Source organism: Roseobacter sp. MH60115 (assembly GCF_015644665.1).
Lineage (GTDB): Bacteria > Pseudomonadota > Alphaproteobacteria > Rhodobacterales > Rhodobacteraceae > Roseobacter.
Window position 1 is genome coordinate 45,729 of the sequence record NZ_JADOBQ010000004.1, and the last position, 14,807, is coordinate 60,535.

The 14,807-nt window shown below is 61.1% G+C and carries 15 protein-coding genes; 7 read left to right on the forward strand and 8 right to left on the reverse strand.

Annotated elements, in window-relative coordinates:
• Positions 1–27: 27 nt before the first annotated feature.
• The 3 genes from trxA to ISX84_RS13275 form a co-directional block, all read right to left on the reverse strand.
• Positions 28–945: a thioredoxin gene (gene trxA, locus ISX84_RS13265; protein WP_195820863.1), complete on the reverse strand. Its 918-nt coding sequence runs from the start codon at positions 943–945 to the stop codon at positions 28–30.
• A 53-nt stretch (positions 946–998) separates the two neighbouring features.
• On the reverse strand, positions 999–1,787 hold the full coding sequence (locus ISX84_RS13270; protein WP_195820864.1) for an exodeoxyribonuclease III: 789 nt from the start codon (positions 1,785–1,787) through the stop codon (positions 999–1,001).
• Positions 1,788–2,039: 252 nt separating this feature from the next.
• Positions 2,040–2,726 (reverse strand): response regulator transcription factor, encoded by a 687-nt coding sequence (locus tag ISX84_RS13275; RefSeq protein WP_195820865.1) that lies wholly within the window; start codon positions 2,724–2,726, stop codon positions 2,040–2,042.
• A 161-nt stretch (positions 2,727–2,887) separates the two neighbouring features.
• Between ISX84_RS13275 and ribA the strand changes: the two genes are divergently transcribed.
• Both ribA and ISX84_RS13285 read left to right on the forward strand, forming a co-directional pair.
• Complete coding sequence (ribA, locus tag ISX84_RS13280; RefSeq protein WP_195820866.1) at positions 2,888–3,976, forward strand: GTP cyclohydrolase II; 1,089 nt, start codon at positions 2,888–2,890, stop codon at positions 3,974–3,976.
• Complete coding sequence (locus ISX84_RS13285) at positions 3,973–4,482, forward strand: L,D-transpeptidase family protein (protein WP_195820867.1); 510 nt, start codon at positions 3,973–3,975, stop codon at positions 4,480–4,482. Before ribA ends, ISX84_RS13285 begins: the two co-directional genes overlap by 4 nt.
• An 8-nt stretch (positions 4,483–4,490) precedes the next feature.
• Here the strand turns inward: ISX84_RS13285 and ISX84_RS13290 are convergent, their stop codons facing one another.
• Positions 4,491–5,144: a YggS family pyridoxal phosphate-dependent enzyme gene (locus ISX84_RS13290; protein WP_195820868.1), complete on the reverse strand. Its 654-nt coding sequence runs from the start codon at positions 5,142–5,144 to the stop codon at positions 4,491–4,493.
• 106 nt (positions 5,145–5,250) lie between these two features.
• Positions 5,251–6,264: a porin gene (locus ISX84_RS13295; RefSeq protein ID WP_195820869.1), complete on the reverse strand. Its 1,014-nt coding sequence runs from the start codon at positions 6,262–6,264 to the stop codon at positions 5,251–5,253.
• 285 nt (positions 6,265–6,549) lie between these two features.
• Here ISX84_RS13295 and ISX84_RS13300 point away from each other — a divergent pair, with 285 nt between their 5' ends.
• The 4 genes from ISX84_RS13300 (at position 6,550) to holA (ending at position 11,145) form a co-directional block, all read left to right on the forward strand.
• Entirely contained in the window at positions 6,550–7,044 is a 495-nt protein-coding gene (locus tag ISX84_RS13300; RefSeq protein ID WP_195820870.1) for a DUF3576 domain-containing protein, read from the forward strand.
• Between the two features lie 90 nt (positions 7,045–7,134).
• Positions 7,135–9,681, forward strand: a complete 2,547-nt coding sequence (gene leuS / locus ISX84_RS13305) for a leucine--tRNA ligase (RefSeq protein WP_195820871.1) — start codon at positions 7,135–7,137, stop codon at positions 9,679–9,681.
• Positions 9,668–10,144 carry an LPS assembly lipoprotein LptE gene (gene lptE / locus ISX84_RS13310; protein ID WP_195820872.1) on the forward strand — a complete coding sequence of 159 codons (477 nt, stop codon included), beginning with the start codon at positions 9,668–9,670 and terminating at the stop codon, positions 10,142–10,144. Before leuS ends, lptE begins: the two co-directional genes overlap by 14 nt.
• Complete coding sequence (holA, locus tag ISX84_RS13315) at positions 10,144–11,145, forward strand: DNA polymerase III subunit delta (protein ID WP_195820873.1); 1,002 nt, start codon at positions 10,144–10,146, stop codon at positions 11,143–11,145. Before lptE ends, holA begins: the two co-directional genes overlap by 1 nt.
• Here holA and ISX84_RS13320 read toward each other — a convergent pair.
• Positions 11,142–11,570 carry a GFA family protein gene (locus tag ISX84_RS13320; RefSeq protein WP_195820874.1) on the reverse strand — a complete coding sequence of 143 codons (429 nt, stop codon included), beginning with the start codon at positions 11,568–11,570 and terminating at the stop codon, positions 11,142–11,144. The two genes, holA and ISX84_RS13320, sit on opposite strands and share 4 nt — an antisense overlap.
• Before the next feature lie 134 nt (positions 11,571–11,704).
• Between ISX84_RS13320 and ISX84_RS13325 the strand changes: the two genes are divergently transcribed.
• Entirely contained in the window at positions 11,705–12,289 is a 585-nt protein-coding gene (locus ISX84_RS13325; protein ID WP_195820875.1) for a glutathione S-transferase family protein, read from the forward strand.
• Here the strand turns inward: ISX84_RS13325 and ISX84_RS13330 are convergent.
• Positions 12,268–13,452: a TIGR03862 family flavoprotein gene (locus ISX84_RS13330; protein ID WP_195820876.1), complete on the reverse strand. Its 1,185-nt coding sequence runs from the start codon at positions 13,450–13,452 to the stop codon at positions 12,268–12,270. The two genes, ISX84_RS13325 and ISX84_RS13330, sit on opposite strands and share 22 nt — an antisense overlap.
• On the reverse strand, positions 13,449–14,783 hold the full coding sequence (locus ISX84_RS13335; RefSeq protein ID WP_195820877.1) for a mechanosensitive ion channel family protein: 1,335 nt from the start codon (positions 14,781–14,783) through the stop codon (positions 13,449–13,451). The genes ISX84_RS13330 and ISX84_RS13335 overlap by 4 nt, the downstream gene beginning before the upstream one ends.
• Positions 14,784–14,807: the final 24 nt, after the last annotated feature.

Genomic DNA, 14,807 nt, shown 5'->3' on the forward strand with positions numbered 1-14,807 from the left:
AGACTGCCACCTAGCCCGCGGACGGCCTCAGGCAAATATCATCGAGCTCAGTTTGCGCCGTCCATTCAACATGATCGGGTCGTTTGGCTTCAGCGCTTCGAAAATGGTGAAAAGCTGCGTCTTGGCGGCACCGTCGTTCCATTCCCGGTCGCGCCGGAAAAGCTCAAGCAACTGATCGACCGCCCCTTCGATATCGTCATTGGCATGCATCGCCAGCGCCAGATCAAAACGCGCCTGCGGGTCTTCCGGGTTGGCCTCAACCGCAGCCTTCAGGTCATCCACCGGCCCGGCCCCTTCGGCCTGCCGCGCCAGTTCCAGCTGCGCATGAGCGGCTTCGAGTTCGGGCGATTTGGAAATCTCTGCCGGTGCCCCGTTCAGAATCGCCTCTGCCTGGTCCAGCTCGCCCATCGCGATGTGCGCGCGCACCATACCACCATAGGCCCCCGCGTGATTGGCGTCTTCACCCAGGATCGCCGCAAAGGTCTGCGCCGCATCCGTCGCGGCGCCTTCTGCCAGCATTTCCTCGGCAGCAGCGACCGCTTCGTCCAGCGTGTCGCCGGGGGCTTCACCGCCCGCCGCTTTCACCACACGGTCGATAAAGGCCTTGATCTCGGATTGTGGTACGGCGCCTTGGAAACCATCCACCGGCTGGCCCTTGTGAAAGGCATAAACCGTCGGAATGGACTGGATCTGCAGCTGCCCGGCGATCATCTGGGCCTCGTCCACGTTGACCTTGACCATCTTCACCGCGCCTTTTGCCGCGCGCACCGCCTCTTCGAGCTGCGGCCCGAGGGTCTTGCATGGCCCGCACCAAGGCGCCCAGAAATCAACGATCACCGGCGTGGTCTGCGACGCCTCGACCACATCCGCCATGAAGGTTGCTTCGGTCGAGTCCTTGATCAGGTCATCGGCGGCGGGGGCTGCGCTCAGGTTCAGGTCCATCATCTTCGTGTCCTTACGGGTTGCGTCAGAGGTTATATGGGAGGCCGCGTATCAATTCAAAGGTCAAAAGTGGCAAAGACGGGTGCATGGTCGCTCGGCTTCTCCCAACCTCGGGCGTCCCGCAGGATGCGGCTGGAATGCGCGGCACCTGCAATATCGCCGCTGGCCCAGACATGATCGAGCCTGCGCCCCTTGTCGGCGCCATCCCAGTCCTTTGCCCGGTACGACCACCAGCTGTAAAGCCGCCCGTCGGGGATGTCCTTGCGGGTGACGTCGTGCCATCCCCCCGCGTCCTGCGTCTCAGCGAGATGTTCCACTTCGATGGGCGTATGGCTGACGACTTTCAAAAGCTTTTTGTGATCCCAGACATCGTCCTCGCGCGGCGCGATATTCAGGTCCCCGACCAGGATCGACTTTTCGGGGCGATTGGCCCGAAACCAATCCCGCATCTCCGTAAGGTAGTCGAGCTTCTGACCGAATTTCTCATTCACGGCACGATCTGCAACATCCCCACCTGCCGGGACGTAGAAATTATGGACCGTCACGCCATTCTCTAGCTGTCCCGCGATGTGACGCGCGTGCCCAAGCGCGGCGAAGTCATGCGACCCGACCTCCTGCATCGGGATTTTCGACAGGATCGCCACGCCGTTGTACCCTTTCTGACCCCGCGCGACGACATGCCCGTATCCAACGGCGGCAAAGGCCTCCAGCGGCATCTTGTCCACCGGGCTTTTGCACTCCTGCAGGCACAGAACATCGGGACCTTCTTCGGCGAGCAGCTTCAGAACGAGTTCTGCGCGCAGGCGGACGGAGTTGATGTTCCAGGTGGCCAGGGTAAAGGTCATAATCACGCTCCGCTTCGGTTTCGCGGCACCCTAGCGCGTGCTGTGGCCCTTCGCCATGCCGAAACGTGCGGAAAGGCAGCGTTCAAGATCATGTGGATGGGCAAAAAAAGACCGGGCACAAGGCCCGGCCAAGTCCAACAGGGAGGTGCATGTCATAACCCGGACATGCGCGGGATTTCTGAATGTGACCTGAATGACTTGCCACCTTCACGATTCATATAAGCGCTAAATGGTTAATAAAAACCCAACGCGTTACGCCATAAGACGATATCCGCCGGATTCAGTTACAAGAAGCCGCGCATTGGACGGATCAGGCTCAATCTTCTGCCGCAGACGGTAGATGTGCGTCTCCAGCGTATGGGTCGTCACACCGGCATTATAGCCCCAAACCTCGTGCAGCAGCACGTCGCGCGGCACCACGCCATCGTTGGAACGATAGAGGAATTTCAATATGTTAGTCTCTTTTTCAGTCAGACGAACCTTCTTGTCGTCCTCTGTGACCAGCATTTTCATCGACGGTTTGAACGTGTAGTGCCCCAGCTGGAACACCGCGTCCTCGGATTGTTCGTGTTGGCGCAATTGCGCGCGAATACGTGCCAGAAGAACGGGAAACTTGAAGGGTTTGCTGACGTAATCATTGGCACCGGCGTCCAGACCCAGGATCGTGTCGGCGTCGCTGTCATGCCCGGTCAGCATCAGGATCGGGCTTTTGACCCCCTGTTTGCGCATCAGACGGCAGAGCTCACGACCGTCAGTGTCGGGCAGACCAACGTCGAGAATGACCAGATCATAGAGTGCTTCTTTGGCGCGGATCATTGCGTCGGCGCCGTTTGCGGCCTCAAATACATCAAAATCCTCGGTCATGATCAACTGTTCGCTCAGCGCTTCGCGCAGATCGTCGTCGTCATCGACCAAGAGTATCTTTTTTAACTGTGCCATAGGTTGTCTCCCTTGAGTGCAACACAAATGTGTGTTCCTGCGCTTTCCCGCAAGCGCGCAGCGAATTCTCTCACGCGGTCGTGTTACCGGGACCGTGAAATGTTTCAATTTCGTTGGAATTGGCCTAGATCAACCGCGGAAAATACAGGCATTGTAACATCATGACTATCGGACCCGACATCACTGAACTGCTGGCGCGCGCGCGCGCCGACCTGCGCATGGGCGTTCCCGTGGTGGTGGACTGCCCTGTGCCGGTGTTGATTTCAGTGGCAGAAACGTTGTCTCCCGCCCGCCTGAAGGTCTTGTTGGATACGCCCGGTGACAGCGTCGTGGCCATCACCGCGCGGCGGGCCGAAACCCTGAAGGCCCGTGTTTACGATGGCGATCTGGCGCGCGTGCTGCTGCCGCCCGATGCGACGCTGGACTGGGTGCTCGGCATCGCCGACCCGGCAGGTGATCTGATGACGCCGATGAAGGGGCCTCTGGCTTGCGCGCGCGGCGGCAACGTCGATGCGCACCGCGCAGGCCTGCAGATCGCCAAATCGGCGCGGCTGCTACCGGCGGTTCTGGTGACGCCCGTTGAGGACGCGGCGCGTTTTGCGCGCGATCACGGACTGACAATGCTTTCACTGGATCAGGTTGTCGCGCACCTGAGCGATCGCAGCCCGCTGCACCCGGTCGTTCACGCCCGCTTGCCATTGGAAGTGTCGGAGGCCGGCAGGCTGCACGTGTTCCGGCCTGAAGATGGCGGCGAGGAGCATTACGCCGTCGAAATTGGGCGGCCTGACCGATCACAACCGGTGCTGACCCGGCTTCATTCTGCCTGTTTCACCGGTGACCTGATGGGATCGCTCAAATGCGACTGCGGCCCTCAGCTGCGCGCGGCGTTGGCCCAGATGGGTCAGGAAGGCCAGGGCGTGCTGCTTTACATGAACCAGGAGGGGCGTGGTATCGGTCTGGCCAACAAGATGCGCGCCTATTCCCTGCAGGATCAGGGATTTGATACGGTAGAGGCCAACCACCGGCTTGGGTTCGAGGACGACGAACGCGATTTCAGGCTCGGGGCGGATATCCTGCAGGCGATGGGATTTTCGTCCGTGCGCCTGCTGACCAACAACCCCCGCAAGGTTGAGATGATGCAGGCCAGCGGGATCACCGTTGCAGCCCGCGTCCCATTGCAGGTCGGCGAGAACCGCCACAATCACGCCTATCTGGCCACAAAGGCGGCAAAGTCAGGTCACCTGCTGTGACCCCCGATGACCTGGTTCTGACCCCGAGAGGTCTTCGGTTTCAGGGGCGGACCTATCCCTGCACGGTGGGTAAAACGGGGTGCACGCAAGACAAGAAAGAAGGCGATGGTGCCACGCCCGTCGGCGTGCACCGCATTGTTGGCATGCTCTACCGGCCGGACCGGATGGCGCGGCCCACGCATTGGGCGCTACCGATTGGCCCGCGCGATCTATGGTCGGATGACAGCAGCGCCCCCGACTACAATCTGATGGTGCGTGCGCCTTACGACGCCAGCCATGAAAAGCTGCGTCGGGCCGATCCGCTCTATGATCTGGTGATCCTGACCGACTGGAACTGGCCCTATGCTGTGAAAGGGCGTGGCTCGGCGATCTTTATACACCAGTATCGCAGGCCGGGGTATCCGACCGAAGGGTGCATTGCCCTGTCGCGCACCGATCTGCAACGGATTGCGCCGCGGATCGGCTACAAGACACGGTTGATCGTGCCGGACCTTTACCAGTCTTAGGAGCGCTTTCAGGCCGGTGCGCGTTCTCCGAAAATCGCAGAGCCCACGCGCACGTGCGTTGCACCCAGCGCGATGGCTTTCTCGAAATCACTGCTCATGCCCATGCTGAGGCCGGACAGACCGTTACGCGCGGCGATCTTGGCCAGAAGGGCAAAATGCAGTGCGGCCTCCTCTTCGATTGGTGGAATGCACATCAGCCCCCGTATGGGCAGATCCATCGCCTGGCATTCCGCAACAAACGCGTCGGTATCCGCGGGCAGCACGCCTGCCTTTTGCGGCTCTTCGCCTGTGTTGACCTGAATGAATATCTCCGGGCAGGTGCCCATCTCCTGCGCGAGCCGGGCAAAGGTTTTCGCCAGCTTTGGCCGGTCGAGGGAATGAATGCTCTGGAAAAGCTCAAAAGACTGTCGCGCCTTGTTCGTTTGCAAGGGTCCGATAAGGTGCAGGTCGATACCGTCAAATGCCTCACGAAACGCAGGCCATTTGCCGGCAGCTTCCTGCACGCGGTTCTCCCCAAAACAGCGGTGACCTTCCTGCAGTACGGCCTCCACCCGTGCGTTGGGCTGCACCTTCGAGACGGCGATGAGTTTAACCGATCCGTTTTCGCGCCCTGCCGCAGTCTCTGCCTTTGCAATCCGGTCTGAAATCTCCGCTAAACCCATTTGGCTCTCCAATCGATCTTTTGCCGCACAAGATAACAGCCCCGCACAAAAGAAAAGGGGCAGACCCGAAGGTCTGCCCCAAAAGTCTTGGATCGTTCAGATCGACTTAGAAGTCGAAGCGAACACCCAGGTCAGCAATGGTGTTGCCAGCTGCGTTCGAGCCGACCATACCGTCGAGGCGAACACCACCACCCAGCGAGTGGCGGAAGCCCAGGCCGTAGGATGTGTCGTTGCCGTCATCACCACCATCGGAAACCGATGCGAGGATGTTTGTTGCTGCGCCAACCGGGAAGGAGGCAGAAGCACCGAACACGGCGTCGTCGTCACCTTCGAAGTCGGAGATCAGGAACGACACGTCGGCTGTACCGATGGTGCCGGACAGAGTAGCGACAATCCAGTCGTTGCTGACGTCAGAACCTGCGCCTTCGAACTCACCATAAACGGCGCCCAGCGTCCATGCGCTGAACGTGTAGGATGCACCGATTTCGAACGAGTCGCCAAAGGCGGTTGTGTCCGCGGTCGCACCGTCGTTGTCGGTGTGATCATCTGTGTAGGACGCCATGACTTTGAAGTCGCCCATTTCGTACAGAACGTTGATGCCGTTGTTACCTGCGCCGGTGCTGGAGAATGCTGGCAGCGAAACACCGCTGTTAGCATACTGACCAGTTTGACCGACGAGGCCGGGCTCGTGACCGAAGTAGTCAACGACGTTTGCCGCGTCTGTCACGCCGGAGATGTTACCAACGCGAACGCGCAGGCCACCGGAGGACACTTGGAAACGTGGGCCGGAGAAGGATGCAGCGTTTGCGGAGTTGTCTGCATTCTCGTTTGCTTCAACACGAACACGTGCAGCGAAGCGAACGCCACCGTCTGTTTCAGTCGATGCGTCGATGTTCAGACGGAAACGGCTTTCGATGCGTGTTTCTTCTTCTTGAACGGTGTCGCCTACTGCAGCGGCATTACCGGCTGTAACGTCTGCTGCGGTAGCGGAACGCGAACGATCTTCTTCGTACAGGATACCAAAACGACCGTACCCGCCGAAGTTAATGTTTGCATTGTCAGCTGCTACGACGCTGGCTGTTCCCACCAGTGCTGTTGTAGCGATGAGAAGTTTTTTCATGAACTTGTCCTCGGTTTGCTATTCGTTGTCCAACGGGGGAATCCCTTTTGAACCTGAGCCGTGTTTCGCTCTTAACCCCCCCCTTTTGCAAGGACTTGGGCAATGGTGAGGCGAGAGCCGGAAAAAATGGTGCAGCTTTGCCACACTCTTTCCTATCGACCCGGTGACCAGATATCCGCTCCGCGAAAACACGCGCGCACCGACAGCGCCGGAGGCGATAACGCCCTTGTCCCTCCTCCATTATATAGACTAACGTGCAGCCGAGATTGAGTAGCAGGTAGCGACATGACACCCACCAGTATTTTAAGGCTCTTTGCCGTCACCACCGTTGTCGCGGCGCTGTCCGCCTGCGGGGGAGGCAACCGCACGGGCGGTGCACCTGTCGAGGTCGACCCGGACATAGACAGCGATGCCGCACGCGCGTCGGACGGGGCCGGAGCCGAAACGATCTGGGAGGCCTTCGGACGCCGCAACACAGAAACGAATGTGTCGGTGAACAAATACATCTGGTCTGCGTCGCTGGAGGTGCTCGACTTTCTGCCCGTGCAATCGGTCGACCCGTTCACCGGCGTGATCATCACCGGCTTCGGCCGCCCGCCCGGCGGGGGACGGTCCTACCGTGCGACCGTATTGATCAACGATCCGGCCCTGGACGCACGCTCGCTGAATGTATCGCTGCAGACGCAGGGCGGTCCGGCCAGCGCGGCCACCGTGCGCGCGGTGGAAGACGCCATCCTCAGCCGCGCCCGCCAGCTACGCATCGCGGATAACAGGCTCTAGGCTTTCGGTTTTTCGAACCCATGCAATATCAGCGCCGGGCCCCGTAGATGACACGGCTCCCGGCGCTCTCACGTTAAAAAGGACGCCGTCATGACGCGTTACACCCCCGCAGAGATCGAAGCCCGCTGGCAGGCGGCATGGTCTCGCGACGAAGTTTTCAAGGCCGTGCGCTCGGCCGACAAACCCAAATACTATGTGCTGGAGATGTTCCCCTACCCCTCGGGCCGCATCCACATGGGGCATGTGCGCAACTACACAATGGGTGACGTGATCGCACGCTACAAGCTCAGCACGGGCCACAACGTGCTGCACCCCATGGGCTGGGACGCCTTCGGCATGCCTGCGGAAAACGCGGCGATGGCCATTGGCGGGCACCCCAAGGACTGGACCTACGACAACATCAGGGACATGCGGGACCAGATGAAGCCGCTGGGCCTCAGCATCGACTGGTCGCGCGAGTTCGCCACCTGCGATGTGGCGTACTACGGCCAGCAGCAGGCGCTGTTCCTCGATTTCCTCGAGGCCGGGCTGGTCTATCGCAAAAACGCCGTGGTGAACTGGGATCCAGTGGACATGACCGTCCTGGCGAATGAGCAGGTTGAACAGGGGCGCGGCTGGCGCTCCGGCGCGCTGGTCGAGCGGCGCGAGCTCACGCAGTGGTTCTTCAAGATCAGCGATCATTCGGAAGAGTTGCTCGATGCGCTGGATCGTCTGGAGAACTGGCCTGCAAAAGTGCGGCTGATGCAGGAGAACTGGATCGGCAAATCCCGTGGGCTGCAGTTTGCTTTCTCGACAATAGACGCCCCGGACGGGCATGACCGGATCGAGGTCTACACCACCCGGCCCGATACGCTGCTGGGCGCGTCCTTCGTGGGCATCTCACCGGATCATCCGCTGGCGAAGGTGCTGGAGCGCGACCGCGAGGACGTCGCCGCCTTTTGCGCGGAGTGCCGCAAGGGGGGCACCACCGAAGAGGCCATCGAGACCGCCGAAAAGCTGGGCTTTGACACCGGCATTCGCGTCCGCCATCCTTTCGATACAGCACATGAACTGCCCGTCTACATCGCCAATTTCATCCTGATGGACTACGGGACCGGTGCGATTTTCGGCTGTCCGGCGCATGACCAGCGCGATTTCGAGTTTGCCACCAAATACGGGCTGCCGATCATTGCGACCTACCTGCCGTCTGAAGACAGCGACGAGACGCTGTCGGAGGCCTATGTGCCTGCCAAGACCGAGAAGGTCTATTACAACCGCGGCTTCGCAGGTGAGCCGCATCAGACCGGGCTGGAAGGCATCGACGCCGCCATCGACTTTTGTGAGGCGAACGGCATTGGCCAGGGCGTGACCAAATACCGGCTGCGCGACTGGGGTCTTTCCCGCCAGCGTTACTGGGGGTGCCCGATCCCGGTGGTGCATTGCGAGGCCTGCGGTGTGGTGCCGGAGAAGAAAGAGAACCTGCCCATCGAGCTGCCCTATGACGTGGACCTCAGCGTCCCCGGCAATCCGCTCGACCGGCATCCGACATGGCGGGACACTACCTGCCCGTCCTGTGGCAAACCTGCGCTGCGGGAAACCGACACGATGGATACCTTCGTGGACAGCTCGTGGTACTTCGCGCGCTTCACCGCCCCGCACGCCGACACACCGACCGTGATGGAAGACGCCGCCTATTGGATGAACGTGGACCAGTACATCGGCGGCATTGAACATGCGATTCTGCACCTGCTCTATTCGCGGTTCTTCGCGCGGGCGATGCGGATCACCGGGCATCTGCCACAGGGCACCGAAGAGCCTTTCGACGCGCTTTTCACCCAGGGCATGGTCACCCATGAGATCTACCAGACACGTGATGACCGGGGGCGGCCTGTCTATCACCTTCCCGAGGAAGTAACCGACGGGCGGCTGGCAGACGGCACAGAGGTGGAGATCATCCCTTCGGCCAAGATGTCGAAATCCAAGAAGAATGTCGTCGACCCGATCAACATCATCTCGGCCTATGGCGCCGATACCGCGCGCTGGTTCGTGCTGAGCGACAGCCCACCCGAACGGGATGTGGAATGGACGGCCTCCGGCGCGGAGGCTGCGTTCAAGCACCTGACCCGCGTCTGGAACCTCTGCGACCGGATCGGCGCAATGGACAAAAGCGCCCAAGGCACGGGGGACGCAGAGCTGCTGCGTGCCATGCACGTCTGCATCCATGACGTGACCATGGGCATCGAAAGCTTCGGCTTTAACGCGGCGATTGCAAAGCTCTACGCCTTCACGGCCACCTTGCAGAAGTCCAAGGCGGGATACACCGCCCAGCGCGAGGCGATCATGACGCTGGCACAGCTGATGTCGCCCATGACCCCGCATCTGGCCGAAGATATCTGGGCGCATCAGGGCGGCGACGGCCTGATCACCACGGCCCCATGGCCCAAGGCCGATGAAGCGATGCTGGTTTCCGACACCGTCACCTTGCCCATTCAGGTCAACGGCAAGCGGCGCGCGGAAATCACCGTGCCTGCGGATATGCCCAAAGAAGAGGTTGAAAAGGCGGCGCTTGCGGATCAGGCTGTGCTCAGAACCCTTGATGGCGCTGAGCCCAAGAAAATCATCGTTGTCCCCGGACGGATCGTGAATGTTGTTGTCTAGCCGTACCCTCCTGCTGATCCTGCCTCTGGTCTTGACGGCCTGTGGTTTTACGCCCGTTTACGGGACAGGGGGCGCAGGCACGCAGTTGCAGAACAGCATCACGGTGTCAGAGCCGTCGACGCGCAATGCCTTCTTACTGACACAGCGGGTCGAAGAGCGCCTGGGCCGCGCCGCAGAGCCAACTTACCTGCTGAACCTGTCGGTACGGACCGACCTGGCAGGCCTTGCAGTTGACCGTGAGGGAAGCATCACGCGCTATAATCTGCTGGGTTTTGCCACTTATTCTCTGGTCGAGGTTGCCACGGGCCGCGTGATCACCTCCGGGTCGGTCGATAACTTCACGGGATACTCCGCCGCAGACACAACCGTTGTCACGCTAGCGGCAGAACGTGACGCTCAAAAACGCTTGATGATCCTGCTGGCGGATCAAATCGTCACCCGGGTGCTGGTCGCGGACATCTGATGAAACTCTCTCCGCGCGACGCCAATGCCTATTTCGCAAAACCGGATGCCAACAAGACCGGTTTGCTGATCTACGGCACCGACGGCATGCGCGTGGCGCTGAAACGTCAGCAAATGTTGACCGCGTTGCTGGGCGAGGACGCTGAGGAAGAAATGCGGCTGAGCCGGATGGCGGGCAGCGATATCCGCAAGGACCCCGCCCTGCTGATCGATGCCGTAAAGGCGGTGGGCTTTTTTCCAGGTCCCCGCGCCGTTTTTGTCGAAGAGGCAAATGACACGGCCGCCCCAGCGATACTTGCGGCGCTGGAAGACTGGCAACCCGGGGATGCCCAGATCATTGTAACCAGTGGTGCCCTGAAACCGACCTCGAAGCTGCGCAAAGCCTTTGAAGCCCATCCGCAGGCCTATGCGGCGGCGATCTACGATAACCCCCCTACCCGGGAAGAAATCGACACCGCCCTGCGCGATGCCGGTCTGACGCAAGTGCCTAGCGAGGCGATGGCCGCCCTCGCCGATCTTGCGCAGGCAATTGATCCGGGCGATTTCAGGCAGACGGTTGAGAAACTGGCGCTTTACAAGATGAACGAGACCGATCCGGTGTCTGCCGCCGATATCGCCGCCTGCGCGCCAACGTCCACTGAGGCGGATGTGGATGATGTGCTGATGGTTGTGGCCGAGGCCCGCGCCCATGACATCGGCCCGGTCATGCAAAAACTGGTGGCACAGGGTGCAACGCCCGTCGGGCTGTGCATCGGGGCGATGCGCCACTTCCGGGCGTTGCATCGCGCGGCCAGCGACACCTCTGGCAGGCCCACGATCTTCGGACCCAACCGGGACCGGATGCTCGCCCAGTCCCGCCGATGGGGTGCGGCGAAACTGGAAGCAGCAATCACCCTGCTGACCGACACCGACCTGCAACTGCGCTCTGCAGGGCAGAATGCGCCCGGCATGGCCTTGGTGGAACGCGCCTTTATCCGGCTGGCGATGCTGGGCGGGCGCTAGGTCTCCGGCGCAAACATCGCCATGACCTCTTCGGTGGTCATCTGATGGGTCTTATCCGCAAAGCTGTAGCCCTTGGGCTTGTTGTCGATGAAGAGCTCGCCCGTCAGCGGCGCGGCACCGGCGTCATCCAGCGTACCGACCCCCAGATGATACGTGCCCTCATGCGGGCCCGGCGCCGTGACCCGGTAATAGACGCTGCTGCCGCATGTCTTGCAAAACGCCCTCTCCGCCCAGGGCGATGATGCAAATGTGGTCAGGCTGTCCGCGCCCTTGATTTCGATGCTGTCGCTTGGCACTTCGAGGCCGAGGTAGATCCCACCGCTCCACTTGCGGCACATGTTGCAATGGCAGGCACCGAATTCCTTCGGTTCGCTGGTCAACGTGTAGCTTACGGCGCCACAAAGGCAGCTCCCGGTCTTGGACATCATCATACTCCTTTTCTGGATACAGGTTCGCCAAAATCATTCTCATAATCCACTGACATTTTCTGTCACCAGTTGCCAGCCTTCGCTCTGCATGAAACAGTCCGGACAGGCAGCAATCCAAAGGACAGCAGACGATGTACAAGGTCATTGGCACAACCAAATCGCGGGCGTTTCGGGTGTTGTGGATGTTGCAGGAGATGAGCGTGCCTTACGCGCAGATCGACGCCAGTGCGCGCTCGGAAGAAGCGATGAAATACAATCCACTCGGCAAAATCCCCGCGCTGGTGGATGGGGACGATGTGCTGACCGATTCCGTGGCGATCATGACCTATCTGGCCGATAAACACGGCCAGCTGACGGCGCCTGCCGGAACAGTGGCACGGGCCCGTCAGGACGCGATGACCTTCTGGCTCATTGATGAGTTGGACGCGATTCTATGGGCGGCTGCGAAACACAGTTTTGTCCTGCCTGAGGACAGGCGTGTGCCAGAGGTCAAAGACGCGCTGAAATATGAATTCGAGCGGTCAGCCGCGATCTTGTCCGACCGCCTCGATGGGCCCTATCTGATGGGGGACGAGATGACACTGCCCGACATCCTGGCCTGTCACTGCCTGAACTGGGCGATCGGAGCGAAATTCCCGCGTACCGATGACAAGCTTTTTCACTACGCCAAGGCGCTGCGGGAACGGCCAGCGTTTCAGGCGGTCTCGGCCACGTAAGCGGCGGCGGCGCGGCCCGCCCACCGGCCCGTGGCCAGACAGGCGGTGATCAGGTAGCCGCCCGTCGGCGCCTCCCAATCCAGCATTTCGCCAGCGCAAAAGACCCCGGGCAGCGGTTTCACCATCAATCCCGGCGTCAGCGCGTCGAACCGCACGCCACCGGCGACCGATATCGCCTGATCCAGCGGGCGCAGACCGTCGTGAGAGAGGCGCAGCGCCTTGAGGGCTTGCACAAGATCCGCAGGCTCTTGCGGCAGGGGACGCGCCAGTTCCTGCGCCAACGCGATTTTCACCGGATCCAGTTTTAGGGTTTTGCGCAGGTGCGTCGACAGGCTGGATTTCCCCCGGGCGCGCGACAGGCGTCTGGTCGCCTCTGCCGCATCAAGATCAGTTAAAAGATCGACGACCAACCTGTGACGCAATCGGACGGCGCGGCTGATCTCGTAGATGCCGCCGCCTTCGAGGCCCGTCCGGCTGATCACCGCCTCACCCCGCGACGCGATCGGCCCGGCTGTGAACCGCACGCCTTTCAGAGCTTCGCCCGCGTGCTTTTGCATATGCGGTGACCACGCAATCTGCAGCCCCACATTGCTGGCTGCAAAGGGCGCCAGATCAACGCCCCGCGCGGCCAGAATTTCGGCCCAGGCACCATCGGACCCCAGCCGCGCCCAGCTTGCCCCGCCAAGCGCCAGCACCGTGACCTCTGCGCGGAGGATCTCCGGCCCCTGCGGACCCTCAAAAACCATGTTCCCGTCCTGCCAACCGCGCCAGCGCATGTTGGTGCGAAAGACAACACCCGAAGCGGTCAACCGGGTCAACCACGCGCGCAAAAGCGGCGAGGCTTTCATCGCACGGGGAAACACCCGCCCGGTCGATCCGGTGAAAATCTCCTGCCCCAATGCGCGCGCCCAATCCTGCACCGCGGTTGCGTCGAACGTCTGGAGTATCGGGCGCAGCGGGTCCGCGGCTTCGAAATAGCGGGGCATCATATCCTCGAAAGGCTCGTCCTTGGCCAGATTGAGCCCGGATTTGCCCGCCATCAGCAGCTTGCGCCCGACAGAGGGTTTGGCCTCGCAGACCGTCACGCTCAGCCCGGCGGCAGCCAGTTCTTCCGCCGCCATCAACCCCGCAGGCCCGGCGCCAATCACCAGCGCGTGGCTCACTCCTGAACCTGCGGCATCTCACCTTTGAATTCCACGACGCGGTGCGGATAGGGGATTTCGATGCCGTTGTCCTTCAACGCATTCCACACCAGAAAAAGCACATCCGAGGTGTATTTATTCGGCCCGTCATCCAGCCCGTTGACCCAGAATTCGACCGCAAAATCGATGCCGCTGTCGCCGAAACCGCGCAATTCGCAATCGGGCGGGTAAGGGGCATCCAAGACATCGGGGTGCGTGGCAACGGCAGCCTCGATGATCGGCGGGACCTTGTTGATGTCCGTGTCATAGCTGACCGAAAACGGCGCCTCGTAGCGGTTGGCGGAACCGCTGTCCGAATAATTCACCACGCGTGTGGTGATGAAATCCTCGTTCGGCACCACGATCCAGCGCCCATCGAAGGTTTCCAGGATCGCTGCCCGCGCGGTCATTTTCACGATCTGCCCGGCCTCGCCGCCGTCCAGTTCGACAAAATCGCCAACCGTCGCCTGCCCTTCGATCAGAAGGATCACTCCGGAGATGAAGTTCGAGGCAATCTTTTGCAGCCCGAAGCCCAGGCCCACACCAATTGCGCCGCCGATCACGGCCAGCGCGCTGAGGTTGATCCCCATGATGTTCAGCAGCAACAGGAAGGCGACGCCGAAAATCGTGAACTCGATGACCTTCGCCATCAGCTGCCGCAACGACGGGCGCATGTCTTTCTGGTTTTCGATGAATTGCGCGGTCTGCCGGTTGGACCAGCCGCCCAGCCAGAAAAGCACACCGCCCGCGATCACGCCGCGCACCAGGGACATGACGGAGAAGGAGATATTCCTCAGCGACACCGTCATCTCGTTCAGCTTGGCCACCAGCGGGTCAAGCAACCCGACCGCGTAGAGCGCGGCCACCGGAACCAGCACGTAGCGTCCCAACAGCTTGAGGAAGGGGTCGGTGATGATTTCTCTCACCAGGGTGCGGACGGCGAGGAACATGAACAGGCGCTTGCCAAAGGCAATGACCGCGCCGCTGTCGAAAACGGACCGCACGACGCTTTCGCCAATTGCCGTGAAGAGATAGGCCAGCAGTGGCAGTAACAGCGGCAGGCCCAACAATATGGTGCGCCGCGCCTGTGCGATGATAGTGTCGGCGTCTTCGGCGGGGGCAATGACCCGCGTCAGCAGGCCACGCAGGCGACGGGCCACCACGATGGCCAGCAAATAGGCGAGCACCAGCAGCGCGAATTGTGACCACGCGGCGGGGCTCAGCGCCCAGGATTTTGCCAGATCCCACCCGATCAGGGCGTATTCGGCCGCGCGCTGCACGATCTCCGGCTGACTGGACAGGTCAAATTCCACGCGGTGTCCCTCTTTTCATCGTCA